Genomic DNA, 26,212 nt, shown 5'->3' on the forward strand with positions numbered 1-26,212 from the left:
ACGCGCCTCACGTCGGCAGATACAACGTCTCCTTGATCTCCTCCATCACCACATAGCTGCGCGATTGGGCGGAGGCGGGCAGCCGTTGCAGGATGTCGCCGAGCAGGGTGCGGTAGTCCTGCATATCCGGGATGCGGGCCTTGATCAGATAGTCGAAGTCGCCCGAGACCAGGTGGCACTCCATCACGTCCGGGATCCGCTGCAGCTCGCTCTTGATCTTCTCGAACACCTCGTCCGATTTGGCGGCCAGCTTGATCTCCAGGAACACCAGCAGGTTCCTGCCCACCGCCTTCGGCGCCACGCGCGCGTGATAGCCCAGAATCGCGCCGCTGCGCTCCAGGCGGCGCACGCGATCGGCGCAGGGCGTGGCCGACAGCCCCACTTGTTCAGCCAGGTCGGTGATGGAGATCCGGCCGTCGCGTTGCAGAATGTCCAGGATCTTGCGATCGATGCGATCGAGCTGTTGCATGCGCCAGTGGGATCGATCAGGAGCGATGGGTCGAAGGAGCCCGCCCGGGCCCCGCCATAGGCTAAGCCCTGAGCCTGCGTCCTGGCCAGCGTTATCGACTGGGACGTCCGTCACAGCCAGTGTTTTTCACTGGCCGACCCGCTTGGGCCCAGGGCATGGCAGGGGAAAGCGCTGCCAAATGCCACTCTTCGATGAAAGTCACTGCCGGGCTCTCCATAAAATGGAGCGCGTCGAACGGTTCCGGAGTGAAGTGTTCATGCATGTGGTCGTGGTGGGTGGTGGCGTCATCGGCGTGTGCAGCGCCTGGTATCTGGCCCGCAGGGGAGCGCAGGTCACGCTGATCGATCGTCAAAGCGCGGTCGCCTCCGAGACCAGCTACGCGAACGCAGGCCAGGTCTCGCCCGGCTACTCGACGCCCTGGGCCGCGCCGGGCATTCCCATGAAGGCACTGCGCTGGATGTTCCAGAAGCATGCCCCGCTGTCGATCCGGCCGGACGGCAGCCTGCACCAGCTCAAGTGGATGGCGGAGATGTTGATGAACTGCTCGCCCGAGCGGTACGCCGTCAACAAGGAGCGCATGCTCCGTCTCGCCGAATACAGCCGCGACTGTCTGCGAGCGCTGCGCGGCGACACCGGCATTCAATATGAGCAGCGGACCGGCGGCACGCTGCAGTTGTTCCGAACCCGGGCGCAGTTCGAAGCGGCCCGTCAGGACATCGCCGTGCTCGAGCGATGCAATGTTCCCTACGAGTTGCTCGACGCACGCCAGCTCGCATCAGCCGAGCCGGCGCTCGGTCGCGTGCACGGTAAGTTGACCGGCGGTCTGCGGCTGCCCAACGACGAGACCGGCGACTGTCATCTGTTCACGCAGCGGTTGGCGCACGCGGCGGGGCAGGCCGGCGTGACCTTCAAGCTGAATCGCTCGGTTACCGGTTTCGAGGCGCGCGGCGGTCGAATCGTCGGCGTGCGCGTCGGCGAAGAGCAGATCACAGCGGACGCTTTCGTGCTCGCTTGCGGCAGCTACTCGCGCGAGCTCGCGTTGCCGCTCGGCATCGATCTGCCCGTGTATCCGGTGAAGGGCTACTCACTGACGTTGCCTGTCGTGAGCGATGCCGCCGCGCCGGTATCGACCGTGCTGGATGAGACTTACAAAGTGGCGGTAACGCGTTTCGACAACCGGATTCGGGTCGGCGGCATGGCGGAGCTGGCAGGCTTCGACAAGCGGCTGCTGCCGCGTCGGCGCAAGACGCTCGAGCTGGTGGTGAACGATCTGTTCCCCGGCGCGGGCGCGCTCAACCAGGCGCAGTTCTGGTCGGGCCTGCGGCCCATGACGCCGGATAGCACACCGATTGTGGGCGGCAGCGAATATCGCAATCTGTTCATCAACACCGGTCACGGCACGCTCGGCTGGACCATGGCGTGCGGCTCGGGCCAGCTCATCGCCGATCTGGTCACGGGCTATCGGCCGGAGATCCGCACCGACGGTCTGGATGTTTCGCGTTACCAGAAGTCGCGCGCCTCGCGACAGACGCTGGTGACGGGCGAGGACGCGGCGTGACGCGTCCGACTCAGATTCGAATCGATGTAGCGGCCCTGCGCGCGAATTATCTGTTCGCGCGCGGCTTGCATGGCGGTCGTGCGCTCGCAGTGATCAAGGCGGACGCCTATGGTCACGGCGCGGTCGCTTGTGCTCAAGCGCTCTCAGCGGTGGTCGATGGCTTTGCCGTCGCGTTTCTGGATGAAGCTCGCACCTTGCGTGAAGCGGGCGTGCGCAATCCCATCCTGGTGCTGGAAGGGGCATTCAATGCGAGCGAGATCAAGCTCGCCCAGCAGCTGGATCTCTGGCTGGTCGTGCATCACGACGAACAGATTCGTTTGTTGCAGGAAAGCCCGGCGCAGGCGCGCTTCAATGTCTGGTTGAAGATCGATACCGGCATGAGCCGTGCTGGTTTCAAGAGCTCGGATGCAACTGGTGCGCATGAGCGACTGCTGAGCAGCGGCAAGGTCGGCTCGATCACGCTGATGACGCACTTCGCGCGGGCCGACGAGCCCGGCGTGCCGATGACGGTTCAGCAGATCGATCTGTTCGACAAGGCGACCGCGTCGCTTCCGGGAGAGCGCAGCTTGTCCAACTCGGCGGGTTTGCTGACGACGCCGGCGGCGCGTCGCGATTGGGGCCGCCCGGGATTGATGTTGTACGGCGCGACGACTCACGGCGCGGAAGTGCCGGAGTTGCAGCCAGTGATGAGCTTCGAGAGCAGTGTGTTCGCGACTCGAACGCTCGAACCCGGTGAGTCGCTGGGCTACGGCGCTACGTTCGTCGCTTCACGACGAACGCGTGTGGGACTGGTGTGTGCCGGTTACGCCGACGGTTATCCGCAAACGGCTCCGAACGGCACGCCGGTCGCGGTGGACGGTCAGACGACGGCGCTGATCGGCCGCGTGTCCATGGACATGTTGACGGTGGATCTTACCGATCTGCCCGATGCCGACATCGGCAGCTCGGTGGAGCTGTGGGGAAGAAACATTTCAGTGGGCGCCGTTGCACGCGCCTCGGCTCGCAGTCCTTATGAGTTGCTGTGCGCGGTTCGACGCGCGCCGCGCGTTTATCTCAATACAGAGAACTCGGAGGATCATTGCGAGATCCTGTCGTGGCCGCGAGTCAGGACCGGCTGAAGAGCGTCAGCGCGGCTCGCCGGCATGACGCTCTGAAGATTCCTTAAGATCCCGCACCATGTAATCGACCGCTCGGGTCCAGGACGCATCGTTGTCGCCGCGGAAGCTGAAAGATTTACGGGCGGCGATCTGGCCGGAAGCCACGTCGTGGATCTCGTACGTAAGATCCAGGATCAGCGCGCTGATGCGATGGACCCACGCGACCATCACCTGATCGGCTCCGAGCTCACGTCCCACCTCGAGGTCGCAGCCGTTGCAATCGTGCAGATAGCGGTGTTGGGAGCGCAGCTGGTCGATGTGATCCTGCACGGGCGCGGGATCGACCACTTCATAGAGACCACTCCGCGATAGGTATTCGCGCAGCCGGGCGCTGGTCAGCTGCAACCGTTCCGTTTGTTCTGCACTCGGCTCCGTGCCGCCAAGATCCCCCGTCAGCTCGATGTCCAGCACGAGCAGCTCCGGGCGCGTGCCGGGATCGGCAGCGATCGCGGCCGGCGCGCAGGCTGACAACCCAAGGCTCAGGACCCAGGCGGCTCGGTTGTTACTTCCCGTTTTCCTCATTTGTGTCTTCATATGGCGATCATACGCCGTGCACAGCGCCATGCGAGTGTCGGCGTACATCGAGCGCCGGCTATTCCCACCCCACCTCGGAAGTCAGCCGACGATTACCGGCGTTCCGAACGATCGTCGTTCGGTAAGTCGTATTTCGCTCACGTCGAGAGGAACTAGTCCGTTGACCGGTCATTGCACCGGTGAATTGGCGCGAGCCACGGCAAACGATCATCAGGGGTGAAATATGGCTACGGTAGTGAATGAACACGTCGAGGTCCCCCTGGAGGGATTTCGTCTGTCCTGGGGCGGCATCTGGGCGGGCGTGCTGACCGTCATGGGGACGCTGTTGTTTCTTACGACTCTCGGTATCGCCGTAGGAATATCGGCGGCGGAGCCGGGTTCGGGCAACGCCGACGAGATCGGCATGGGCGCGGCGATCTGGTCGGCGCTATCGCTGCTGATCGCGTTGTTTGTCGGCGGCATGGCGGCGACCCGCCTTGGCCTGGTGTTTGACAAAGCCGCGGGCGCGTTCGAAGGCGCGCTGGTATGGGTGCTCAGTTTTCTGGTGATTCTATGGCTTGCGAGCAGTGGCGTCCGACTGGTTGCCGGCGGCATCTCCGGAGTTTTTGGCGGCGTGACGCAAACCATCAGCTCGGTCGCCACGGGCACGGAAGATCTGTCTTCAGGTGACGTCGATCAGATGCTCACGCGCCTGCGCGATCCGGATCTGGCGCGAACCCTGGCGGGCGCGACCGGTATGCCGGAGGAGGAGGTTCGCTCCATCCTGAGCAACGCGGCTCAGCGTGCAGAGATGGCGCGTAACAATCCAGAACAGGCCGCGATGGAAGTTCGCGAAGGCACGCGACAACTGATGGATCGTGCTCGTCAACAACTTCCGGTGATGGCGGAACGGGCGCAAGACACAGCGACCAAGACCGCATGGACCACGTTTGTGGCCATGGTGATCTCGTTGGCTGCGGCGATCGTCGGTGCAATGGTCGGGCGTCGACGAGCGGAAAAGCGCGTGCTGCGCGCGGCGGCGGGCGAGCCGGTCTCCTGATTCGATCCGGCGTCGAAGGCTTGAGCGCAGATGGCGCGGCGGGTCATCCCCGCCGCGCTGCTTTCTTGCGTGGCGCGCGCTTCTTCGCTTTGGTGGTCTTGCTCGCCGATTTTTTCTTGGTCGAGCTCGAGCGAGCGTCGCGCTGAGCGCGTCGTTCCGCAAGGTCGATGGGCTCGCTGCCGCCGGCCGTCGTGACCACGGCGTTCTTGGACAGGCTCTTTCTCAGCACTTCCATCAGATCGATGATCTTGGCGCCTTCGCCGGCCTCGGTGTCTTCGGCGGCATCCGCGCCTTTGGGATGGATCACGTCGTCGCTTTCTTCCTGCTTCGACTCGACCAGCTGCTGTAATTCCCGGGCTTCGCGATCTTCCAGGTCCGCGACTTCGATCTCCTTGTGGGTGAGTGCTTCGATCGCTTTGGAGAACTGAGTGACTTTGGTGGTCGCCACCTTGCCACGCCTGGGCAGGCCGATGGTTTCCGGCGTGCGAATCTCGTCGGCATAACGCAACGTATCCGCACGCAACACGCCATTGTCTGGAACGATGGCGACCAGATATTCATGGCCGCGCATCACGAAGCTGCCGATGGCGACGCGGCCGGTGCGCTCCATGGTCGCGGCCAGCAGCACATACGCCTTGGCCGATTTCCCGGAAGGCGCCAGGAAATAAGGCTTCTGAAAGTACAGCGCCGGGATCTGCTCGATCGGCACGAAGCTGCGCAGCTCGATATCGGCCGACATCTCCGGCGCAACCGATTCGAACTCCTGATCGGTGATGACCACCATCTTGCCGTCGTCGGTTTCATAGCCGCGCACCAGGTCGTCGTAGGCGAGCCGTTTCTCTTCCTTGGAGCAGTGATATTCGCGGCCCAGCGCGTGCCCCTGGGTGTCGACCAGTTTCATGGCCGTCTGGCGCGGACGAACGGCAGTGAGCAGGTCCACCGGGATGCTCACCAGGCCAAAGGTGATGGTGCCGGACCACAGCGAGCGTACGCTGGCGCCGCCGCGCTCCTGTTCCTGCTCCTGTTGCGGCTCGGGGGCGCGTTTGCGTTTGCGGCTAGGCAACTTTCTTCTCCCTGGCGGCGGCGATGCTGGCCTTCAGGCTGTCGGCGAGACTGCCCTCGGCGCGCTTTTTCTTCGCGCGCACCGGCTTGATCTTTTCACCGCGAGCCTTGGCTTCAATCAGCTTGCACAGCCGCTCGCGATATTCGTTCTGCCACTGTTGCGGATCGAAATCCGCCTCGATGGACTTCACCAGCTGTTCGGCCAGCTTGAATTCGTTGGCTTGCGGCGTCGCCGCCCGGCCGGGCTCGATGCCCGAGAAGCTCAGCACCTGTTCGGCACGCCGCAGAGTGGTCATGACGAGATAGCCATCCACCACGCTGATCGCACCGAGGTAACGTTTCTTGCGCATGACCCAGCGTGCGATGCCGATGACTTCCTTGCGTTGCATGGCTTCGCCCAACGCGAAATAACCGTCCTCATCGCCATCGGGACCCAGGTAATAGGGGCGCTCGTACCATTGATCGCCGAGCGCATCGGGCGGCACGAATCTGGTGATCTCGATCTCGCGCGACTCCGGCGGCACCAGCTTCTCGATCTCATCCGGCTGCAGGATGACGGCGGTGTTGGGGCCGACTGCATACGCCTTGCGCATTTCCTCCTTGGGCACGTCCTCGCCGGTGTCCTTGCGCACGATGTGCTGTTGGACCGGAGCGCGATCCTTCTCGTGCAGCAGATGAAAGTGCACGCTGCGATCTTCGATCGCCGAATAGAATTTGACGCCGACGTGCTGCTTGCCCAGTGCGATCGCGCCTTTCCAGATGGCTCGGGCTGCCATTACGGTGTCTCCTTGTCGCTCTCGGCGCACGACACGCACATCCAGCGCCCGTCGGAATGACGCCGCCGGCAGTGAAGGCAACTGATGGTGTCGCACTCGGGGCAGCGGAACTCCAGCTCGTAGATATAGAGCTCGCCGCAGGCCGGACACTCTTCATCGCCTTGCATCAACCACCAGGGAGCGGGCTTGGAGATGATCGCCTTGGTTCGAACCTTTGCCATGGATGTCCTCGAGGAGTCGCGGTCGCTGTAGGAAAACGAAGGTACGGCGCTGCCTGTTCCCACGGCAAGGCAGGACCGCTGTGCCGAAGTTACATTCGGTACATTTCTTACAAGCGGTGCACACGCCGTGCTAACGCCCGCGCGGCGGCTTGGCCATCGTGAATTCATCGGGGCGCGTCCCGCGCTCCACACTTGCCCAACTCACCGGCGCGGCAATGGGAAAGCCGGGCCGTGCACGTGGTGAGAAGGTGCCCACTGCGGTGGTGCCGCGACCATTGCGAAGATAGTCCACGAACAGCCGGCCCTTGCGTGCTGCCGGTGACGCTGTAATGGTGTAACGATCGGGATCGGTGCTGACGAGCAACTCTGACAGTGCTCGGCTCTGCTTGTGAGCCGCATCGTGCGTCATGCGCTCGGACGCGGGCGCCATCACATGCAGACCCTTGCCGCCCGTCAGCTTGGGCCAGCTGTCTCCATAGCCGTGTTGGTCGAGCAGCTCGCGCAGTGTGAAAGCTGAATCCACCACGAAGCTCCACGGCACGCCCGGCCCGGGATCGAGATCGAACACCAGGGTGTCGGCATGCTCGATGTCATCGACCTGCGCGTTCCATGGGTGCAGTTCGACGACATCCATCTCAACCAGGCCGATCAAGCCAGCCAGATCGTCGATCCACACGCGCGTTCCTTCGCCGCCCTCACGCTTGCGAATCTTCAGCTGATGCACAGACTTCGGCACGGGAGGCAGCGCGCCCTTGTGATAGAACACCTGGCCGCCGACCCGGCGAACCAGCTTGAGGGGTCGATGCGCAAGATGGGGCAGCGCTCGCTTGTGAATGCGGGTCCAGTATTGGGTGAGCTGCTCCACGTCGGGGGCGACTGCATCGTGGAGCAACTGCAGGATGTTCTCGCGTGGCACGGTGCGTTGCTTGCGCACCATACGCGCAGCCCGTTTCGGTGCGCGCACCGCTCGAGTGTCCGCCAGATCGTCCCGGATGCCTTTGTAAACAGGCGCTCTCAGCAGCCCGTCCGCGGTGTAGGTGCTGAACTCGATCTCGGCCTGCAACTTCGGTTCGACCCAGGTCGCTTTGGGTTTCTTCACGGGCACGGCAAGCGGCGACTTGCCCGCGATCAACGGGTCGAGCAGCTCGCGCAGCTCGACCAGCTCCTGCATCGTGAATCCGGTCTGCGCCTTGCCGGCGTAGAGCAACTTTCCCTGCTCGTAACGGCCGAGATACAACGAAGCGATCCGGCGCGGCCGCGCGCCCAACTTTTCTACGAAAGCGATGATGGGAAACGAGTCGCTGTTGTGACATTTGATCTTGAGCCAGGTCATCTGACGCCTGGAGCGATACGGGGCGTCGAGTTGCTTGCTGATGATGCCTTCCAGCTCCATGCGGCACGCCAGCTGTAACAATTCATCCGAGTTGGATTCGATGGCGTCGCTGAACAACAGGCGCGGCTGTGGCGGGTCGAGCAGGCCTTGCAGCAAGTGGCGACGATGTTTCAGGGCGGCGTCGCGCAGGTCGTAGCCATCCAGGTACAGCAGGTCGAAGGCGCAGTAGGCGAGGCGGTCGGCGCGCCCCGAGGCCAGATCCGCCTGCAACAGCCGGAAATCGGAGCGACCGGAGGGCGCCTGCACGATCACTTCGCCGTCGAGAATGGCCGACTTGCTGCCGATGGCTCGCAGCGCCTGCGGTATGCCGGCGAAGCGCGTGGTCCAGTCATAGCCGTTGCGCGTGAACAGCCGCCATTTGCCGTTGGCGAGATGGGCCTGCGCCCGGTAGCCGTCGAATTTGATTTCGTGGCACCACTGGCCGCGAGTTGGAACTTCTTCCACCAGTGTGGCCAGACACGGCTCGATGAAGCCGGGCATCGCGCTCCGACGTGCGCCAGGGATGTTGGCGAGGGTGCGCGATGCGCGAGCCACGACGCCCTCGAGCGAGGACTGATGTCAGTGCAATGAGAAACCGCCGTGGCCGGTTCCGACCCGGGGCGGTGGGGCGCGGGAATGAAGGAGCTACAGTTCGACGATGGTGACCATCTCGCCTTCGGGCGTATTGGCGAGAATGAAATCGATCAACTCCTGTTGATCCGTGCGATACGCGAAATCGACACCGGCGCACACCTGGCTGGACAGACCGAAGGAGGTGACGCCGACGATGATGTTGGAGCTGAAGCCGCCGTAGAACACCGGACCGCCGGAATCGCCGAAGCAGGTGCCGCCGCCGACGCCGGGATTGTTGGTGGTCTGCAGATTGAAGCCGCCGGTGAGGGCGCTGCGCAGATTGACCAGGCGCGAGCTCGCCATCAAACGTTCGCGAAACGAAATGGTCTTGGCTGGGTTGGTGTAGCTCAACCCGTACCCGCTGACGGTGAAGTCGATGGCTTGCCGGCCGCGCCGGGTCGCCAGCGCATCCAGCGAGCCTGCTTCGGCGAGCACCCCGTACTCGCTGAGCAAGATGGGATCGTCCAGGATGAGCAGGGCCGCGTCGCGCGTATTCGGGAAGCCGGCCGGATAGCCGTAGTTGATCAGCTCGCTGGATGTCGTGCACGGCTGACTCAGACAGGTTTCCGGATAGCCCGTGACGGGATCGAGCTCGGTGACCGGATCGAAGTTCGCGCCGGCGCCCTGCTGAAAATAAACGCGCGCACTGTCGGCGCCCTCGATGCAATGCCCCGCGGTCAGAAACAAGGTGGGCGATAACAGCGAGCCCGAGCAGCGTCCGATGAACTCGCCCTGCTCGTCATAGAACACCGCGAGCCCCACGAAGGGATGCTCGAAATCGTCCACGAACTTGCCGGTGATGGCATGGGCCGGCTGCGCGGCACTGAGAACCAGCAGCAGACTCGCCAGCAAACTGATGAAGCGCATCACTTTCTCCCCCATAAGTCGTTGTTGCTTATCAATGTGATTTTTTGGCAACGCTCGTGCAACTAGAGTTTCCCGCAGCTGCGAAACCTCCGCGCAGCTGCTGCGTTGGCCTGATATCTGCTATGGGTTTGACGGAGCAATGAGATGCGACGCAACGTGGTGTTCGACAAAGGACGCGGCTGGCAAGGCGCCGGGCATGGCGCCCAAGTAGGCGAGTACCGACCCCAGGAGACCAGTGAATACAGTGACGCTTATTACGGTCCGGGCGACGAGTATTCACGCCGGGGATCCGCGAGCGGTGGATACAGTCGTGAACAAGAGCCTTTGCCGCAAGGTGATTTGCGGCCTGGCCATCCTGTCGGTCGCTTTGCTCCCGAGCGTCATCCAGACAACCGCATCTATGGCGAGGTGCGCTCGTTCGGTGAGTTGCAGCAGGGCCGGCAGAGCTGGGCAGATCTGGGCGTCAACTCGTTTCGTGGTAAAGGTCCGAAAGGTTACACGCGCAGCGATCAACGTCTGATCGAACTGATTTGCGATCGACTGACGGACGACCCGCACATCGACGCGAGCGAGATATCCGTGGAAGTGCGCAATGGCGAGGCGACTTTGACGGGCAGCGTGCGTGATCGACAGGCCAAATGGCGTGCCGAAGATCTGGTCGAGTCGTGCAGTGGCGTGAGCGCTGTACACAACCGGCTGCGGGTCCAGCGCTGACGTCCGGTCATGACCGTGGCTACTTACATGATCTCCGGAGCGATCATGTTCAGTCTGCTTTGTGCGCCCGACCTGAATGCTGCCGGGCCTGCCTCCGATGACGCAGCGGCGCGGTCGGAGATGGTGACGCGCCAGATCGCGGATCGAGGCGTGCGCGACCAGCGCGTATTGTCAGCCATGCGCAAAGTGCCACGCCACGAGTTCGTGCCGGCCGCCGAGCGGCGTCATGCATATCGCGACACGCCTCTGCCCATCGGTGACGGTCAAACAATCTCGCAGCCGTACATTGTCGCTCTCATGACCGAGCTGGCCCGACCCGACCCGTCGGACCGCGTACTCGAAATCGGTACTGGATCGGGCTATCAGGCTGCGGTGCTGGCCGAGCTCGTGCAACACGTCTATACGATCGAAATCGAACCGGTCCTCGCGCAACGCGCGAAGCAGGCGCTGGATCGGATTGGTTATCGGAACGTCACCGTGCGAGCCGGCGACGGCTACGCGGGTTGGCCCGAGCACGCGCCATTCGACATCGTGATAGTCACTGCGGCGCCCGATCACATCCCGCAACCGCTGATTGATCAACTGAAGGCTGGCGGTCGCATGGTCGTGCCGGTGGGCCCCATCGCGTCCACGCAACAGCTGCGGGTGCTGGAAAAAGACACGACGGGAAAAGTCAGTTCGAGCGTGGTGGCCCCGGTGCGCTTCGTGCCGCTGCGAAGAAACAGCGATTGACGCCGCCGATCGGGGGAACCGCGATTCGGCGCCACGACTAGGTGAAAAGACACTACAAATAGCAGATCTGGCAACGATGGTAGCGGTCGAGCCCAACTCCCGTAGCGATACGGGAGACGCGCGGAGCGAACCCAGACACCACGACAGCAGCTCAATGGGTCCCCGGCCGCTCGTGAAAGCGTGGGTTGCTGCCCTTTTGTTGTATGCACTGCTGGTCTACACCGACCTGCTCAGCTACGACGCAATAACAATTGTTAATGACATCGCCTGGATGATCGCGGCTGCGCTCGCGGCGATCAGTAGCTTGCGCGCCGCGCTGAGCTCGGAAGGCCGGCATCGGGCGGCCTGGATGATATTCGCACTGGCTTGCACTGCCTGGACGGCCGGTCAAATCGTCTGGAACGTGTATGAGTTGTATCTTGGCGTGCGAGTGCCATTCCCCAGCTATGCCGACGTGGGTTATCTCGCGTTCGGCCCGCTCATGATTCTGGGGCTGTTCACGCTGCGTGCGACTCAGCCGGAACGACGTTTGACCTGGCTGCGCGTCGCCAATCTCGGCCTGATTCTGTGCACCCTGGCCGGCCTGTTAATCGGCACGCTCACGCGTCCGTTCGCCGAGATGCGGCAGTCGCTTGCGGATTCGCTCATCGTGGTCACCGAAAACGTTACCATCATGCTGGCATTCATCGTGGCCATTTATTTCCTCTGGTCGTATCGCTGGGGTGAGCGGCTCACCTCGTATTCATTGCTGACATTGTCGCTGGCGGTGCAGGCCATTACCGGGCTGATGTACACGCACGGCATCCTGGTCAACGAGTATGGCGCGACCAGTCTGTTCAATGTCGGCTGGCTGCTGGGCTTCGCGCTCCATCAATGGGCGGCCGAAGTGCAGGTGAGCGTCGACAAGCGCGGCCAGCCGGATGCACCGGCGGCAGGGCCGAGCCAGGGTTGGGTGGAAGCGGTGGTGCCTTCGTTTCTTTTGATCTGCGTGGCCGCGTCCGCAGCTTTGCTCGCCGAGGAGCTCACCGTAGAGACCATCCAATGGCGCACGCTGGTGCTGGTGATCTTCGCAGCGATCCTGGCCTCGCGCGAAGCGTGGTTGTACTGCCAGGGACAGCAACTGCGAGCGGCCTTCGATGTCTCCGAACAGGCGTTGACGCGTGCGCGCGAGCGACTGACCAGCGTGGATACCAAGCGACGCCAGCTGGAGCGCGAGGTCGAGCTGACCGCGCGCGCCGGCGGCGTGGGACTTTGGGAATGGGACATTCTCTCCAACGAGGTGCGATTCTCCGCCGAGTACAAACGACAGCTCGGCTATGGCGAACACGAGCTGCCCGATCGCTTCGAGGAATGGAGCAGTCGTTTGCATCCGGACGAATACTCCGAGGTCATGGCGTATCTGGATCGTTTCATACGCCACCCGGAACAGGAACTGACGATCGAGCACCGGCTGCGGAATCGCGATGGGGTTTATCGCTGGTTTCTGGCGCGGGGACGCCTGGCGCAGGACACCTCGGGCCGGTCCGGACGCATGATGGGCTCCATCGTCGACATCACCACCTTCAAGGAACTGGAACAATCGTTGCGCGACAGCGAGCGTCGCTATCGCGAGCTGGTCGATGCGTTGGAAGGCCGCGTCGGCGAGCGCACGCGTGAACTGTCCGATGCCTATCGCGAATCGCGCAACTTCGCTTACGCAGTAGCGCACGATCTGAAGGCGCCGTTGCGCGCCATCAACGGCTTCTGCGCGTTGCTGGAACAGAGCGTCGGAACGCGCTTGACGGAGGTCGAGCGCGGTTACATTGAAAGGGCGCGCCAGGGCGCCACGCGCATGGCCGGGCTCATCGACGACCTGCTCAACTATTCCCGCCTGGAACACCGCGAGCAGCGCTTCGGGCCGATCGATTGCCGGGAGTTCGTAGAGGATCTGCTCGACACCATGGCCGACGTGATCGAGGAGGCGCGCGCGGAGATACAGGTCGATCTGGATCGAACGCCGGTGCTGGCGGACAGCGAAGGGTTGCGCATCGTTCTGACCAACCTGCTGGAGAACGCGTTGAAGTTCTCCAGGAACTCGCAGCCTCCCCGTGTCGTGTTCGATTCCTGCCTGGACTCGGGACGCTATGTGCTCAAGGTTCGTGACAACGGCATCGGCTTCGATCCCGCCTATCGGGACAAGATATTCGAGATCTTCAATCGCCTGCATGCCGCCGGTTACGAGGGCACGGGCATCGGCCTGGCGCTGGTCCGCAAGGCCGTTCAGCGCATGGGCGGCGAGGTCTGGGCCGATTCCAAGCCGGGGCAAGGAGCGACATTTTACGTCAGTCTGAAGCTCGCCCATGCAGAAGTGATACGCCGCACGCTTTGAAGCGCTGCCGTGCACAGTTCCTTGACCCTGTTGTTTGCTACGGCTAGCGTGCCCGCCGCCAGGGATCAAACATCACAACTTCAATACTCGGCGGGAGAGATTCATGAGGAACTTCAAGGCGGCGCGCTGCGCGCTGGCCATGGGCATGGTCGGCGCCAGCCTGTTCGCAGGCGGCTGTGCATCCATCGTTCACAATGGCAATCGATCGATCGAAATCGCCACCCAGCCTCCGGGCGCCACGGCTTCCATTCGCAAGACCGGCGGCGGCGTGATGGACGTGGTCTCGGTGTCGAAGACACCGTGCATCGTATCGCTCGACCCGAAGGGCGGCTATTTCAAGGGCCAGAGCTATACGCTGCGGCTGGAGCTGGACGGCTACAAGACCACCGAGCTGGAGCTGACGCCGAAGATGTCGGGCTGGTACTGGGGCAACCTGCTGTTCGGCGGACTGATCGGCATGCTGGCGGTGGATCCCGCCACCGGCGCGATGTGGAACATCGAGCCCGAAAAGGTCGATCAGAAACTGCGTAGCGGCCAGAGCGCGATGATCAAGAACAAGAGCGGCTTCATGGTGGTGCTGGAGTCGGAGCTGACGCCGGCCGAGCGCATGGCCATGGTGCGTGTGAACTGACGAAACTTCGAGTCGATGGGCCGGTCAGCGACGCGATTTCGCTGGCCGGCCGTTCTCCATGGCGCGCGCCAGCACCTGGTAGACGCGCTCGCCGTCCATGTGCGTGACGTTGAAGCGCATGAAATCTTTCGCCGCGCCGCTGGCGCTGAACGCATTGCCTGGCGCAAGCACGACGTTCTCCGCCAACGCGCGCCGCGTGACTTCGGCGGCGTCACATCCCTCCGGCAGCTTGCACCAAAGAAACATTCCGCCCGCCGGTTCGATCCAGGGCACGATGCCCAGCCTGGCGAGTTTCAGCTTGACCGTCTGACGCAGGCGGGCGAGGCGATCGCGTACGCGTTCGAGATGTCGCCGGTAGGTGCCATCGACCAGCATTGCGGATAGCAACTCGGCATTGAGGGTGCTCGTGGCCATCCCCGTGACCATGCGCAGATCGGCGAGCCCGCGGATCCAGTCCGGGCGGCCCGCGATGTAGCCGCTGCGTACCGAAGCGGACAATGTTTTGGAGAAGCTGCCGACGCGAATCACGCGATCCAGTCCGTCGAAGGCCGCAAGACGCGGCGCCGGTTGTTCCTCGAAGTCGCCGAAAATGTCGTCCTCCACGATCACCAGGTCGTGCGGCGCGGTGATTTTCAGCAGTCGATGCGCGACGGCGGCGCTCATGGTCGCTCCGGTAGGATTCTGCAGGCCGGAGTTGGTGATATAGATGCGTGGCTTGTGCGTCTCCAGGATGGCTGCGAACGCGGCCAGATCCGGGCCTGTTGGCGTAACGGGCACACTGAGGACATTCGCGCGATGAGCACGCAGCAGCGCCATGAAGTTGAAGTAACAAGGATCGTCGATGACCACGGTGGCGCCGGGCTCGAGCAGGAAGCGACACACCAGATCGATGGCTTGCGAGCAGGAGTCGGTGAGCATCACCTGTTCAGGGGTGGCTTCGACGCCCTGATCCCAGAGTCGTCGTGTGATCAAAGTGCGCAGTGTGTCGGCGCCCTGGGTCGGCGCGTATTCGAATAGTGCGGGGCCGGTACCGTCGCGTGCGGCGCTCCGCAACGCTTTGCGCATTGTTTCGTGCGGCATCCAGCTTTCCGGCAGCCAGCCGCAGCCAGGCCGTATGTCGTCGCCGCCAGGTCGCAGGGCCTGGCGCATCATCCACAGCGGATCCACGGTCGGGTCGGTGTCGGGACTGAGCTCGGCGAGATCGAGCGGCGCGAGCGGGGCGGCCACATAGAAACCCGACCCCAACCTCGGCTGCACCACGCCTTCGGCCGCCAGACGACCGTAAGCCTCGACCACTGTCGATTTGGAAACACCCATGCTTTCCGCCATCGCGCGCACCGAGGGAATGCGCGATCCGGGCGTGTACTGGCGACGATCGATCCGGGCCTGGATCGCTCGCATCACTTGGGCCACCCGCGTGGGCTGCAACTGTTCGGCTGATTCGACCATGACAGTTCGCTTATACCGTACTGGACTGTGCTTGGCCATCGTACGCGGCTTTGCCCAAGATTCCGGGCATGAACAGTCGAGACCAAGGGCTCACTCTGGGCCTGATCGCGGTGGTGATCTTCAGCGGCTCGTTGCCTGCAACGAGGGCCGCGGTCACTGGCTTTGAACCCATGTTTCTAACCGCGGCTCGCGCACTGCTGGCGGCGCTTGGCGCGGCGCTTGCGCTTGCGTTGTTTGCGAACGGCCGGCCGGAGCGTTCTGAACTGCGCTCGCTGCTGATCGTCGCGGTGTCGGTGGTCGTCGGGTTTCCGTTGCTCAGCGCGATTGCGATGACTGAAGTGAGCGCGGCTCGCGGCTTGTTGTTCACGGGTCTGTTGCCGCTGTCCACCGCCATTTGGGCGGTGGTGCGTGGCGGGGAGCGGCCGCACGCGGCGTTCTGGATCTTCGCCGTGGCCGGCTCTGGCTTACTCGCTGTTTACGCGTTGAGTAACGGCGGAACCGAGGGCGCTTTGGTTGGCGATGCCTTCATGCTCGCCGCGATCGTGATTTGCGGTCTCGGTTATGCCGAAGGCGCCGTGCTGTCACGTCGTCTTGGCGGATGGCAAGTCATTTGCTGGGCGCTGCTCATCGCCGCGCCCGTGATGCTCGCGCTCGCCTGGTTCACCTGGCCGACCCAGTGGCCCGATTCGCGTTCCAGCGCCTGGATCGGACTGGGCTACGTCGCGATGTGGTCCATGCTCTTCGGCTTCTTCTTCTGGTATCGCGCTCTCGCCATCGGCGGCGCCTCTCGCGTGGGCCAGCTGCAGTTGTTACAGCCGCTGCTCGGCATCGGTCTCTCTGCAGCCCTTTTACACGAACGCGTCGCCTGGCCTTTGATCGCCACCGCCGTCGGCGTGGTCGGCTGCGTCGCCGGCGCCCGGCGGGCGGCGTGAGCTACCGAGCGGCGATCTGACCGCCGCCAAGGGCGACGTACAGGGAGACGAGGTTGGAGACTTCGGAGCGGCGGACCTGGAGCAGCGCTTGTTCGGCGGCGAACAGGTTGCGTTCGGCGTCGAGCACTTCGATGTAGCTGACGACGCCTTCGTTGTAGCGGCGGCGAGCAAGTTCAGCGAGCTGGCGTTGGGCGGTGGTGGCGCGTTCCTGGGCGCGGACCTGTTCGGAGAGGAAGCGGCGGCCGGCGAGGGCGTCGGAGACTTCCTGGAAGCTGACCTGGATGGTGCGCTCGTAGTCCGCGATCGCGATGTTCTCGCGCGCGGAGGCGACATTGAGATTGCCGCGGCGGGCGCCGAAATCGAACAGCGGCAGTGTGATGGTGGGACCGTACGACCAGCTGCGTCGGTCGTTGCCGACCAGCTGATCGAGCTCGGTCGAGGCAAACCCATAACTGCCGGTGAGCGTGATCGAAGGAAAGAACGCTGCACGAGCCGCTCCAACATTGGCGCGCGCAGCCCGCAGCCGCAGCTCGGCGCCGACGATGTCGGGTCGATTCGACAGCAGATCGGAAGGCAAGCCCGCCGCCAATGTTTCCAAGCGGGCCTGCTCGGCCAGCGGCAACGGCTCCGGCAGCGGCTCCGCGATCGCTCGTCCGACCAGAGTCGCCAGCAGATTCTCATTCTGCGCCTTGGTGAATCGCAGCCCCGCCAACTCAGTCTCGGCTTGAGTCAACAAAGTTTCGGCTTGCCGGAAGTCGAGCGCAGAAGTCACACCCGCATCCAGACGTTTCTTCGCGATGCGCAGCCCCTCACGACGACTTTCCACCGTCGCTTCCGCCAACTCTAGTCGCTCGTGAGCCTCGAGCAGCGCAAAATACGTCAGCGCCACATCGCGAATCAGAGACAGTTGAAACGACCGAGTGGCTTCAACCGTGGCCAGATACTCCGCCCGCGCCGCCGTCGACAGGTTACGAACCCGACCCCAGAAGTCCAACTCGAACGAAGCGATGGCAGCGCCCACCGTATAACGATCGAACGTCACATCGCGGCCAGGCGCGTCGCCGATACCCTGAGTGGCCGCGGCCTCCGGCCCGAGCCCGGTGCGTGTGGCGTCGGCGCTGGCGACAACCGTCGGCAACAGCTCCGAGCGCTGAATCCGATACAACCCACGCGCCTCTTCGATCTGCGCCACTGCAATCACCAGATCTCGATTGTTCGTGAGCGCCGTGGAGATCAGCGCCTCCAGCCGGGGGTCGACAAAGAAATCCCGCCAGCCAAGCGTGGTCGCCTGCGCGCCCGTGCTCGGATCTTCGACGTAACTTTCCGCGTAAGCATCCGGCGTCGGCAGCTCCGGTCGCACATGGCGAGGCGCCAAACATCCGGCGAGATGCACGCCGGCGAAGGCAAAGACAAATGCAATGGAAACCCTAGCCATTTGCCGACTCCGTAACATCGCGCGTCGAGGCGGGAGGCCGGCGCGGATTGCGCGCAATCCATCGCCGCACGCTCATATACAAGAGCGGAATGAAAAACACGCCCAGGATGGTCGCGGCAATCATTCCACCCATGACGCCGGTGCCAACCGCGATCCGGCTGGCCGCGCCCGCGCCGCTCGACACCACCAACGGCACCATGCCCAGGATGAACGCAAGCGACGTCATGACGATGGGCCGCAGGCGCAGCTTGACCGCATTCATGGTCGCCTCGAGCGGCGCCTTGCCATGCGCTTCCTCTTCGAGCGCGAACTCGACGATCAGAATGGCGTTCTTGGCCGCCAGGCCGATGATCGCAATCAGGCCGACGTTGAAATAAACATCGGCCGGCAAGCCGCGCAACATCGTGAACAGCACCGCGCCCAAGACGCCCAACGGCACGATCAGCAACACGGACAGCGGCACCGACCAACTCTCATACAACGCCGCGAGCAACAGAAACACCACGATGAGCGACAAGCCGAGCAGCGCGCCCACTTGTCCGCCGGCCTGTTGCTCTTCATACGAGATGCCGGTCCATTCGAAAGCGAACCCCTCGGGCAGTTGCTCGGCGAGTCGCGCCATTTCATTCATGGCTTCGCCGGTGGAGCGGCCCGGGGCAGGCGAGCCTGAGATGGTCATGGCGGGATAGCCGTTGTAGCGCTCCATCTGCGGCGGGCCCGCCGTCCACTCGGTGGTAGTGAACGCGCCGAACGGCACCATTTCGCCTTGCGCGTTTCTGACTCGCAGCGCCAGGATGTCCTCGGGCGTCATTCGATAGGGCGCGTCGGCTTGCAACAGCACGCGCAGAATGCGCCCCTCGCGGCTGAAGTCGTTCGCATAGGAACTGGCGAACGAGATGGCGAGAGTGGCGTTGACGTCTGCGATGGAGAGCCCCAGCGCCCGCGCTTTGATTCGGTCGATGAGCACTCGCAGCTGCGGCGAGTCCGCCTGTCCTTCGGGGCGAACTGCGGCGAGCAGGGGACTCTGAGTCGCGGCGGCCAGCATCTGATTGCGCGCATTGAGCAATGCCTCGCGCCCGAGACCGGCTCGATCCTGCAGCTTGAACGTGAATCCGGCCGCGACGCCGAGCGATGGAATCGACGGCGGGTTCAGCGTGAAGATCATCGCCTGTTTCACCTGCGACAACGCCATGTTGGCTTTGCCCACCAGGGTCAATGCGTTGTTCTCCGTGCCCGGGCGTTCATCCCAAGGCTGCAGCGAGACGAACGCCATCGCATTGGATTGCCCCTGCCCGAAAAAGCTGAAGCCCCGAACGAACACGATGCTTCTCGTCTGTGGCTGCGCGCGATAGAAGCCGCTGACTTGTTCGATCGCCTCGTTGGTGCGAGTGATCGTCGCGCCCGGAGGCGCTTGCACGACGGTGATGACGGAGCCCTGATCTTCTGCGGGCAGAAAGCTGCCGGGCAGCCGCATGAACAACAACAGGGTCAGTCCCACCATCAGCAGGAACACGGCGAGAAAGCGCAGCGGCCGGGCCAGAATCTGGCCGACGCGGTTCTGATAGCGCTGCGTCACCCTGGCGAACCAGTCGTTGAAGCCCTCGAAGAAGCACTCGAACCACTGGCCGACGCGGCTGCGCGCATGACCATGCTGCTCGCCCCCGTGCGCGTCTTCCGGCTTGAGCAGAGTGGCGCAAAGCGCGGGCGTCAGGGTCAAAGCGAGCAGGGCGGAGAAGGCGATCGACAGCGCCAGCGTGAGCGAGAACTGTCGGTAGATCCCGCCGGTGGACCCTGGAAAGAAAGCCATGGGCACGAACACGGCCACCAGCACCAGCGTGATGCCGATGATCGCCGAAGTGATTTGCGTCATGGCCTTGACCGTCGCCTCATACGGCGGCAGCCCTTCCTCGGTCATGATGCGCTCGACATTCTCCACCACCACGATGGCGTCGTCGACCAGAATGCCGATGGCCAGCACCATGCCAAACAACGTCAGCACGTTGATGGAAAAGCCGAGCACCCATAGCCCGAGACAGGCGCCCGCCAGCGCGATCGGCACGACGATGGTGGGGATCAAGGTGGCGCGCCAGTTCTGCAGGAATAGAAACATCACCAGGAACACCAGCACCATCGCCTCGATGAGCGTTTTCACCACCTCGTCCACCGAGATGCTGATGAACGGCGTGGTGTCGTAGGGCACGGCCCAGCTGATGTCTTGCGGAAAGTTACGTTGCAGCTGAGCCATGCGCGCTTTGACGCCTTCCGCGGTGGCCAGGGCGTTGGCGCCCGTGGAGAGTTGAATGCCCATGCCGGCGGCGGGCTTGCCATTCAGCTCCAGATCGGAGGCGTAGCTCTGCGCCCCGAGCTCGATGCGCGCCACATCGCCGAGACGCACCGCGGATCCATCGGGGTTCGCGCGCAAGATGATGGATGCAAATTGTTCCGGCGTGGTGAAGCGGTTCTGCGTCAGGATCGGTGCATTCAACTCGGATTGCCGGGCCAGCGGACGATCGCCGAGTTGTCCGCCTGGCGACTGAGTGTTTTGCTCCTGTACGGCCGCGAGCACTTCCGCGGCCGACAACCTATAGGTGGTGAGGCGGTCCGGATCGAGCCAGACGCGCATGGCGTATTCGGACGAGAAGGAACGAATGTCGCCGACGCCAGGCACGCGGCGCAGCTCGTCGATCACGCGCGTGGCGGCGAAGTTGCCCAGCTCCAGCGAGTTGGTCGCGCCGGTTCGGGAGGTGAGGGCGACGATCATCAAAAAGCTGGAGGTTGCCTGTCTCACCAGAATGCCCTGGCGACGCACTTCTTCGGGCAGGCGTTGCTCCACCGAGCGCAGCCGGTTCTGCACATCCATCTGCGCGATGTCGATGTCGGTGCCCGAGGCGAACGTCACCGTGATCGAGGCGCTGCCGTTCGACTGGCTGGTGGAAGACATGTACAAGAAGCCTTCCACGCCGTTCAACTCCTGCTCGATCACCTGCGTGACATTTGTTTCCAACGTCGCGGCGTCCGCGCCGGGGTAAGTGACGGCGATGGTGAGCGAAGGCGGTGCGATGTCGGGGTACTGCTCGATGGGCAGCGAGCGCAGCGCCAGCGCGCCGGCGAGCAGAATGCCGAGCGCGATCACCCACGAGAAGATCGGCCGATCGATGAAGAAGCGCGGCGACACTCCTCAGCGCTCCGTCGGCTGCGCAGCCTTGTCGGCTGGCTGATTCGCCGGCGCGATCCGAACACGCGCGCCGGGCTGCACTTTCTGCAGGCCCTCGACGATGACGCGATCGCCGCTTTCGAGTCCTTCGAGCACCACCCATTGATCGCCTTGTTGAGTGCCCAGCTTGATCGGGCGTGCGGCCACCGTGTCGTCTTCGCCCACGACCAGGACGTTGGCGCCGGACGGCGTCAGCTGTACCGCGCGCTGAGGAATCGCAAAGCCGTGGGGCCGCACGCCTACTTCGATGCGGGCGCGTACGAACTGCCCGGGCAACAGAATGCGGTCGGGATTCGGAAACTCGGCGCGAATCGCGGCAGTACCTGTCGCCTGGTCGATGGACAGATCCAGGAAATCGAGATGACCCGGGTGTTTGTAAGGTGTGCCGTCCTCCAGCAACAAAGTGACGGCGACTTTGCCCAGCTCGGGCACCTTGAGTGTGCCAGCGGCCATCTCGCGTCGAATCGACAGCAGATACGCGCTCGACTGGGAAAAATTCACAAAGACCGGATCGAGCTGCTCGATGGTCGTCAGCAAGGTCGCTGCCGAGGCGCTGACCAGCGCCCCTTCAGTGACCTGAGCGCGACCCGCGCGACCTGCGATCGGTGCAGTCACAGTCGTGTAACTCAGGTTCAGTCTGGCGCTTTCCAGTTGCGCTTGAGTCTGCGCGACATCTGCCTCGGCGGTTCGCAGTCGAGCGAGAGCAGCGTCGAACTCCTGCTGACTGATGGCCTGTTCCTGCACCAGCCCTTTGTAACGTTCGACATCCTGTTTGGCGTTGGCGGCTGTCGCCAACGCTCGAGTGAGCGCGGCTTCCACGGCGCTGACGCTGGCGCGCAGCTCGCGAGGATCGATCAGGAACAAAGTCTGTCCGGCCTTGACGTCGCTGCCTTCGTTGTAAAGCCGTCGCTCAACGATGCCGTCAACCCGCGCACGCACCTGCGCGGTGCGCACCGCCTGCACCCGGCCAGGCACCTCGGTGATGTTTTCGAGCGATTGCGCCTGGGCGACGACGACTTGAACTTCGGGCGGGGGCGGCGTGGGAGGCGCGTTACCGCCGCACGCAGCCAGGAGAACGAAACAAGCAACTCCGCTACGTCTGGCCTGCTGCAGCATGGGGGCGCCTTGGATGTCAGCGTTACGACATCCCGGCGTAACGCGGGCTTGCGTGTTTTGGTTGCGTAGCATCGCGTATAGCGCCGCGATGTTTGAAAAGCAATTAGGAGAGTCGCACATGTAAAATGTGCTGCGCGCCGCGCCGTGAGATGGATGGCAGCGGCTGCTATCTAGCCGTCGTGGTCACGGCCGCACATCGAAACAAGCGAGAGGCTGAAATCGATGCGCGGCCGCTGGTGCGAGGGCGTGTCGAGTCGATCGAGCCTATTCAGCGACCCACACGTAGCTGTCGTCGCGCTTCTCGAATTTGCCCAGACCGGGATACGGAAAATGCACGGCGTAGATGCGCTGTCCGCTGGCGGCGCTTTGCGCAATCAGTTCGGCGCGGCTCTTCTGGGCGGTCGGCGCATCGCGATCGAAGGCAATCGTCCAATCGGGTTTCTGCACCGAGACCACGTGGTGATGCATGGAATCGCCGATGTACAGCAGCGAGTTGTCGCCCGAGCCGATCAGAAAGCCCGAGTGGCCGGGCGTATGGCCGCGAATCTCCACCGCTTTGACCACGCCCGGAAGCAGCTCCGCGCCGGGCTTGAACGCATTGACCTTCGGCGACATCGCGGCGACCTGCGACTCGTAATTGCTGAGGCCGATGCTCGCGGCCGTTTCCGCATCCAAGCCCTGCAGAAACGCCCAGTCGGCGGCCGCGATGTGAATCGTGGCGTTGGGGAAGGCGAGGGCGCCCTCGGCAGTCACCAGCCCGCCGGCGTGATCCCCATGCGGATGTGACAAGAACACATCGGTGACGCTGGCGGCCTCGACACCGGCTTCCGACATCGACTTCATCAAACCGCCCGCGCTCGGGCCGAAATTCGCACCGGCGCCAGTATCGAACAGCAGCACGCGATCGGGGGTCTTCACCAACAACGGCTGGATATTCAAGCTGAGCTTGTCGGTGGGCAGGCCCGCCGCGCTGAGCAGCTGCGCAATCTCTTCAGGCGTCTTGCCCACGCCGACGATCTTGTTGTCGTTGGGGAATTCCAGGCCGCCGTCGCGCAGGGCGAAGCCGGTGAATTCGCCAATGCTGAACGTCTGCGCGTTGACTTGATCGTTGCTGAGGGCGCTCGTCTCGCTGGCGGGCGCTTCCGGCTGCGCTTGCTGTTCAGTGTTGGGCGGCGCCGCCTCGCGCGAACAGGCGGCGAGCGTCAATGTGGCGATGATGGCGAGCGTGAGGGAGCCAATGTTGGGTTTGTTCATATGTTTCCTCGGAGATGCGACTCATTATAGCCGCTTTGCGATTCGTCTCCCGCTGTCGCTTCTGGGCCCGCTTGTACTGGACCGGCAACGCATGCCGCATCTCCGGCGCTAGGTCATGGAGCACCCGTCGAAAGCCGGCTCGCATCGTGGACAGCGGAACAAGCGGATGCCGGTAGTTGATCAGGCCTGGCGTCCAGGCCGCGCCCAGCAGCCGTGCGACGTACCAGCCGATGGTCTCATCGATCTGTAACGAACAAACTCCGGCGCGTTCGCAAGTAGCCGGCGCCAACGGTGCGGGGATCTGGCTGCGCATCTGAGCGAGCGCAGCCTCGCCGAGCGGCTCGTGGCGGCCCGCACCGTGGGCAAGCGAAGTCGTCGTCGACCGCCGCGTCTGAGATTAGAATACAGCGCCGCTGACGATGGAGACTCCAGACGTGCCTTCAAATGTGAAACCCCGGCGCAAGCGGGCGACCAAGACCCGGCAGTCCACTGCCAGATCCGCCAAGGCGCGCGGCAAGCGCCCGACCAAGGCGGAGCAGCGCGCCGAGATGATGGAGCAGATCCTGGACGCGGCCGAGGAGCTGTTCTCCAAACATGGTCTCTATGGCGTCACGCTGAAGGACGTGGCCCAGCGCGTGGGCGTGCATCACACGCTCATGAACTATTATTTCCAGGACAAGAAGAAGCTGTTCGACCAGGTGTTCGGCCGGCGCGCCGTGGTGACCAGCACGCGCCGCATCGAGGCGCTCGATGCCTACGATGAGGCCACCAAGGGCAAGCCGTCGGTCGAAGGGGCGTTGCGCGCGTTCCTCGATACCGACCTCGATCTTTACATCCAAGGCGGGGAACGCTGGAAGAACTACGGTGCGCTCGGTGCGCAGGTCGCCAACACGCCGGAGTGGGGCGCGGAGCTGATGGACAAGCATTTCGATCCGGTGGTGCTGCGCCTGATCGACTTGCTGAAGCGGGCGCTTCCGCATGCCGCCGACGAAGATATCTTCTGGGGCTATCACTTCGTGACCGGCGCCTTGCTGCTCACCCTGGCGCGCACCGGGCGCATCGACAAGCTGTCCGGCGGCATCTGCCAGTCGGAAGATTTCGAGGCGGTCAAACAGCGCATGGCCAAGTTCATGGCGGGCGGTTTTCTCGCCATCTGCGGCAAATAGCCGGCGCTAGGCCGGCTCCTGCTTCATCCCGAGCGAGCGCCACAGCAGCATCACGGCGTAGCTGCGCCAGGGCCGCCAGCTCTGTGACAACGCTTCGGCTTCTTTGGCGGACACGCCGCCGAGTGCGTTGCGAATCGCGATGTCTTCTTTTGGGAAGGCGTCGGGCCAGTTGAACGCGCGCATGGCGACGTAGTGCGCGGTCCATGGACCGATGCCGGGCAGCTCGGCCAGCCTGCGAATCGCCTCTTCGGGTTTGTAGATCACGCCGCCATCGAGGGCCAGGGTTCCCGTCACTTGTGCTTGCGCCAGCGCGATGATGCTGCGTGAACGCATGCTCACGATGCCGTGCTTGGCGATATCGTCGATGGTCGCAGTCGCCACACGCGCGGGGGCAGGCGTGAGCCGGTGGAGCTCGGGATAGGGCGTTTCGATGGGCTCACCGAACGCTTCGACGAAGCGGCAGCCCAAGGTCGTCGCCGCTTTCACGGTGACCTGCTGACCGAGAATGGCGCGCAAGCCCAGCTCGAATCCATTGAATGCGCCCGGGACACGAATGCCGGGGATCTGCTTCACCAGCGGCGCAAGCTTCGGGTCCTTGCTCAAATGGCGAGAGATCACGTCCATGCGCGCGCTCAGATCGAACAGGCTGCGCACCCGGCTCAATAGCGCAGGCAGGACGTTCGTCAGGCCGTGACTGAACTCGAGGGTCAGAGTGTTTGGTTGCTTGCCTTGAGCGACGCGGATCCATCCTTTCGCATCGCCCAGCTGCACCGTGCGCGAATAACTATCGTCCGTCACCCATTCGATGCCTTTGAGCTCGCGGCCGGCCAGGAAGTCGAGCACGCCTTGCCAGTCATAGGGCGGGCGATAGGCGAGTTGCAATGTCGAGGTCTCGCCGCGCGTTGCGGCGCCGTTTGCGACCTTCTTGCGCAGGCGGGAGGGTGCGAGCCCGTAGCGTGTGTTGAACGCGTCGTTGAAGCGTCGGAGGCTGGAGAAGCCGCTGGCGAACGCGATCTCGGTCACGGGCAGGGCTGTGTCCGTGAGCAGGCGTTTGGCCAGGAGCAGACGGCGGGTCAGGAGTAACTGCACGGGTGCGACGCCCAGCTCCTTGTGCACGATGCGTCGGATCTGTCGCGAGCTCAGCTCGAACTGGTTCGCTATTGCTTCCAGGCCGGCGTCGCTGCCGATGGAGCCGTCTTCCAGGCGTTCGATGATGAGTTGAGCGATGCGTTGAGAATCGTCGACCGGTGCGTTGCCGGGCGCAAGTTCGGGCCGGCAGCGCAGGCATGGGCGGAAGCGAGCCTGTTCTGCTTCCTGGGCGCTGTCGAAGAACAGGCAGTTTGCCTGCTTCGGCGTTCGCACCGTGCAGATCGGGCGGCAGTAGACGCCGGTCGACGTGACGCCGACAAAGAACACGCCGTCAAACCGCCGGTCGCGCGCGGACAGTGCGCGGTACAGATTGTTGTGATCCTGTGCCATGGAGGGAACTATAGGTCGCGCGGCGGTCCCTCGA

General features: G+C 63.6%; 23 protein-coding genes. 9 read left to right on the forward strand and 14 right to left on the reverse strand.

Translation table 11 applies throughout. The features are described 5' to 3' along the window. Positions 1-7: 7 nt before the first annotated feature. Positions 8-469: an AsnC family transcriptional regulator gene (locus JM946_RS14930; protein ID WP_203168093.1), complete on the reverse strand. Its 462-nt coding sequence runs from the start codon at positions 467-469 to the stop codon at positions 8-10. Between the two features lie 178 nt (positions 470-647). Between JM946_RS14930 and JM946_RS14935 the strand changes: the two genes are divergently transcribed. Beyond that, on the forward strand, positions 648-2,027 hold the full coding sequence (locus JM946_RS14935; protein WP_203168094.1) for a D-amino acid dehydrogenase: 1,380 nt from the start codon (positions 648-650) through the stop codon (positions 2,025-2,027). Then, a complete protein-coding gene (gene alr / locus JM946_RS14940; protein ID WP_203168095.1) occupies positions 2,024-3,145 on the forward strand; it encodes an alanine racemase in 1,122 nt (373 codons plus the stop codon). The genes JM946_RS14935 and alr overlap by 4 nt, the downstream gene beginning before the upstream one ends. Before the next feature lie 6 nt (positions 3,146-3,151). Here the strand turns inward: alr and JM946_RS14945 are convergent, their stop codons facing one another. Next, the gene (locus tag JM946_RS14945; RefSeq protein ID WP_203168096.1) at positions 3,152-3,748 is read right to left on the reverse strand and encodes a DUF3280 domain-containing protein; all 597 of its coding nucleotides are present in this window, start codon (positions 3,746-3,748) and stop codon (positions 3,152-3,154) included. Between the two features lie 193 nt (positions 3,749-3,941). Between JM946_RS14945 and JM946_RS14950 the strand changes: the two genes are divergently transcribed. Beyond that, complete coding sequence (locus JM946_RS14950; protein ID WP_203168097.1) at positions 3,942-4,757, forward strand: hypothetical protein; 816 nt, start codon at positions 3,942-3,944, stop codon at positions 4,755-4,757. A gap of 43 nt (positions 4,758-4,800) precedes the next feature. On the opposite strand, the gene ku (JM946_RS14955) is transcribed toward JM946_RS14950, so the two are convergent. The 5 genes from ku (JM946_RS14955) to JM946_RS14975 form a co-directional block, all read right to left on the reverse strand. Beyond that, positions 4,801-5,820, reverse strand: a complete 1,020-nt coding sequence (ku, locus tag JM946_RS14955; RefSeq protein ID WP_203168098.1) for a non-homologous end joining protein Ku — start codon at positions 5,818-5,820, stop codon at positions 4,801-4,803. Then, positions 5,813-6,595, reverse strand: a complete 783-nt coding sequence (gene ku / locus JM946_RS14960; RefSeq protein ID WP_203168099.1) for a non-homologous end joining protein Ku — start codon at positions 6,593-6,595, stop codon at positions 5,813-5,815. The genes ku (JM946_RS14955) and ku (JM946_RS14960) overlap by 8 nt, the downstream gene beginning before the upstream one ends. Beyond that, positions 6,595-6,816, reverse strand: coding sequence for a hypothetical protein (locus tag JM946_RS14965; RefSeq protein WP_203168100.1), 222 nt, complete (start codon positions 6,814-6,816; stop codon positions 6,595-6,597). The genes ku (JM946_RS14960) and JM946_RS14965 overlap by 1 nt, the downstream gene beginning before the upstream one ends. A gap of 130 nt (positions 6,817-6,946) precedes the next feature. Continuing rightward, entirely contained in the window at positions 6,947-8,743 is a 1,797-nt protein-coding gene (ligD, locus tag JM946_RS14970; RefSeq protein ID WP_203168101.1) for a DNA ligase D, read from the reverse strand. A gap of 90 nt (positions 8,744-8,833) precedes the next feature. Then, on the reverse strand, positions 8,834-9,688 hold the full coding sequence (locus JM946_RS14975) for a trypsin-like serine protease (protein WP_203168102.1): 855 nt from the start codon (positions 9,686-9,688) through the stop codon (positions 8,834-8,836). 144 nt (positions 9,689-9,832) lie between these two features. Here JM946_RS14975 and JM946_RS14980 point away from each other — a divergent pair, with 144 nt between their 5' ends. From JM946_RS14980 to JM946_RS14995, 4 genes are all read left to right on the forward strand, one after another. Further along, complete coding sequence (locus tag JM946_RS14980) at positions 9,833-10,402, forward strand: BON domain-containing protein (protein WP_203168103.1); 570 nt, start codon at positions 9,833-9,835, stop codon at positions 10,400-10,402. A 9-nt stretch (positions 10,403-10,411) separates the two neighbouring features. Continuing rightward, entirely contained in the window at positions 10,412-11,134 is a 723-nt protein-coding gene (locus tag JM946_RS14985) for a protein-L-isoaspartate(D-aspartate) O-methyltransferase (RefSeq protein ID WP_407700551.1), read from the forward strand. A gap of 172 nt (positions 11,135-11,306) precedes the next feature. After that, positions 11,307-13,502 carry a sensor histidine kinase gene (locus tag JM946_RS14990; protein WP_203168104.1) on the forward strand — a complete coding sequence of 732 codons (2,196 nt, stop codon included), beginning with the start codon at positions 11,307-11,309 and terminating at the stop codon, positions 13,500-13,502. A gap of 103 nt (positions 13,503-13,605) precedes the next feature. Next, the gene (locus tag JM946_RS14995) at positions 13,606-14,133 is read left to right on the forward strand and encodes a peptidase associated/transthyretin-like domain-containing protein (protein WP_203168105.1); all 528 of its coding nucleotides are present in this window, start codon (positions 13,606-13,608) and stop codon (positions 14,131-14,133) included. 24 nt (positions 14,134-14,157) lie between these two features. Here JM946_RS14995 and JM946_RS15000 read toward each other — a convergent pair whose 3' ends face one another. Next, entirely contained in the window at positions 14,158-15,582 is a 1,425-nt protein-coding gene (locus JM946_RS15000) for an aminotransferase-like domain-containing protein (protein WP_203168106.1), read from the reverse strand. 68 nt (positions 15,583-15,650) lie between these two features. Here JM946_RS15000 and JM946_RS15005 point away from each other — a divergent pair, with 68 nt between their 5' ends. Next, the gene (locus JM946_RS15005) at positions 15,651-16,514 is read left to right on the forward strand and encodes a DMT family transporter (protein ID WP_203168107.1); all 864 of its coding nucleotides are present in this window, start codon (positions 15,651-15,653) and stop codon (positions 16,512-16,514) included. A 1-nt stretch (position 16,515) separates the two neighbouring features. On the opposite strand, the gene JM946_RS15010 is transcribed toward JM946_RS15005, so the two are convergent. The 5 genes from JM946_RS15010 to JM946_RS31680 all read right to left on the reverse strand — a co-directional run bounded on the left by JM946_RS15010 (position 16,516) and on the right by JM946_RS31680 (position 23,846). After that, the gene (locus JM946_RS15010) at positions 16,516-17,949 is read right to left on the reverse strand and encodes an efflux transporter outer membrane subunit (RefSeq protein WP_203168108.1); all 1,434 of its coding nucleotides are present in this window, start codon (positions 17,947-17,949) and stop codon (positions 16,516-16,518) included. After that, a complete protein-coding gene (locus JM946_RS15015; protein ID WP_203168109.1) occupies positions 17,942-21,124 on the reverse strand; it encodes a multidrug efflux RND transporter permease subunit in 3,183 nt (1,060 codons plus the stop codon). Before JM946_RS15015 ends, JM946_RS15010 begins: the two co-directional genes overlap by 8 nt. Positions 21,125-21,127: 3 nt before the next feature. Next, positions 21,128-22,279: an efflux RND transporter periplasmic adaptor subunit gene (locus tag JM946_RS15020; RefSeq protein ID WP_203168110.1), complete on the reverse strand. Its 1,152-nt coding sequence runs from the start codon at positions 22,277-22,279 to the stop codon at positions 21,128-21,130. Positions 22,280-22,543: 264 nt separating this feature from the next. Next, positions 22,544-23,533, reverse strand: coding sequence for an MBL fold metallo-hydrolase (locus JM946_RS15025; protein WP_203168111.1), 990 nt, complete (start codon positions 23,531-23,533; stop codon positions 22,544-22,546). After that, positions 23,439-23,846 carry a DUF6999 family protein gene (locus JM946_RS31680; protein ID WP_407700552.1) on the reverse strand — a complete coding sequence of 136 codons (408 nt, stop codon included), beginning with the start codon at positions 23,844-23,846 and terminating at the stop codon, positions 23,439-23,441. Before JM946_RS31680 ends, JM946_RS15025 begins: the two co-directional genes overlap by 95 nt. A 238-nt stretch (positions 23,847-24,084) precedes the next feature. On the opposite strand from JM946_RS31680, the gene JM946_RS15030 reads away from it, so the two are divergent. Next, positions 24,085-24,699, forward strand: coding sequence for a TetR/AcrR family transcriptional regulator (locus JM946_RS15030; RefSeq protein WP_230979762.1), 615 nt, complete (start codon positions 24,085-24,087; stop codon positions 24,697-24,699). 6 nt (positions 24,700-24,705) lie between these two features. Here the strand turns inward: JM946_RS15030 and JM946_RS15035 are convergent, their stop codons facing one another. Continuing rightward, positions 24,706-26,178 carry a DNA-3-methyladenine glycosylase 2 family protein gene (locus JM946_RS15035; protein WP_203168113.1) on the reverse strand — a complete coding sequence of 491 codons (1,473 nt, stop codon included), beginning with the start codon at positions 26,176-26,178 and terminating at the stop codon, positions 24,706-24,708. Positions 26,179-26,212 lie beyond the last annotated feature (34 nt).

Source organism: Steroidobacter gossypii, from assembly GCF_016801985.1.
Classification (GTDB): Bacteria; Pseudomonadota; Gammaproteobacteria; order Steroidobacterales; family Steroidobacteraceae; genus Steroidobacter; species Steroidobacter gossypii.

Bases quoted from the DNA above. Each gene is read 5' to 3' on its own strand.
- JM946_RS14930 (WP_203168093.1), bottom strand. From the start codon at position 469: ATGCAACAGCTCGATCGCATCGATCGCAAGATCCTGGACATTCTGCAA.
- JM946_RS14935 (WP_203168094.1), top strand. From the start codon at position 648: ATGCCACTCTTCGATGAAAGTCACTGCCGGGCTCTCCATAAAATGGAG.
- JM946_RS14945 (WP_203168096.1), bottom strand. From the start codon at position 3,748: ATGGCGCTGTGCACGGCGTATGATCGCCATATGAAGACACAAATGAGG.
- JM946_RS14950 (WP_203168097.1), top strand. From the start codon at position 3,942: ATGGCTACGGTAGTGAATGAACACGTCGAGGTCCCCCTGGAGGGATTT.
- ku (WP_203168099.1), bottom strand. From the start codon at position 6,595: ATGGCAGCCCGAGCCATCTGGAAAGGCGCGATCGCACTGGGCAAGCAG.
- JM946_RS14965 (WP_203168100.1), bottom strand. From the start codon at position 6,816: ATGGCAAAGGTTCGAACCAAGGCGATCATCTCCAAGCCCGCTCCCTGG.
- JM946_RS14975 (WP_203168102.1), bottom strand. From the start codon at position 9,688: ATGCGCTTCATCAGTTTGCTGGCGAGTCTGCTGCTGGTTCTCAGTGCC.
- JM946_RS14980 (WP_203168103.1), top strand. From the start codon at position 9,833: ATGCGACGCAACGTGGTGTTCGACAAAGGACGCGGCTGGCAAGGCGCC.
- JM946_RS14985 (WP_407700551.1), top strand. From the start codon at position 10,412: ATGACCGTGGCTACTTACATGATCTCCGGAGCGATCATGTTCAGTCTG.
- JM946_RS14995 (WP_203168105.1), top strand. From the start codon at position 13,606: ATGAGGAACTTCAAGGCGGCGCGCTGCGCGCTGGCCATGGGCATGGTC.
- JM946_RS15000 (WP_203168106.1), bottom strand. From the start codon at position 15,582: ATGGTCGAATCAGCCGAACAGTTGCAGCCCACGCGGGTGGCCCAAGTG.
- JM946_RS15005 (WP_203168107.1), top strand. From the start codon at position 15,651: ATGAACAGTCGAGACCAAGGGCTCACTCTGGGCCTGATCGCGGTGGTG.
- JM946_RS15010 (WP_203168108.1), bottom strand. From the start codon at position 17,949: ATGGCTAGGGTTTCCATTGCATTTGTCTTTGCCTTCGCCGGCGTGCAT.
- JM946_RS15020 (WP_203168110.1), bottom strand. From the start codon at position 22,279: ATGCTGCAGCAGGCCAGACGTAGCGGAGTTGCTTGTTTCGTTCTCCTG.
- JM946_RS15025 (WP_203168111.1), bottom strand. From the start codon at position 23,533: ATGAACAAACCCAACATTGGCTCCCTCACGCTCGCCATCATCGCCACA.
- JM946_RS31680 (WP_407700552.1), bottom strand. From the start codon at position 23,846: ATGCGCAGCCAGATCCCCGCACCGTTGGCGCCGGCTACTTGCGAACGC.
- JM946_RS15030 (WP_230979762.1), top strand. From the start codon at position 24,085: ATGGAGCAGATCCTGGACGCGGCCGAGGAGCTGTTCTCCAAACATGGT.
- JM946_RS15035 (WP_203168113.1), bottom strand. From the start codon at position 26,178: ATGGCACAGGATCACAACAATCTGTACCGCGCACTGTCCGCGCGCGAC.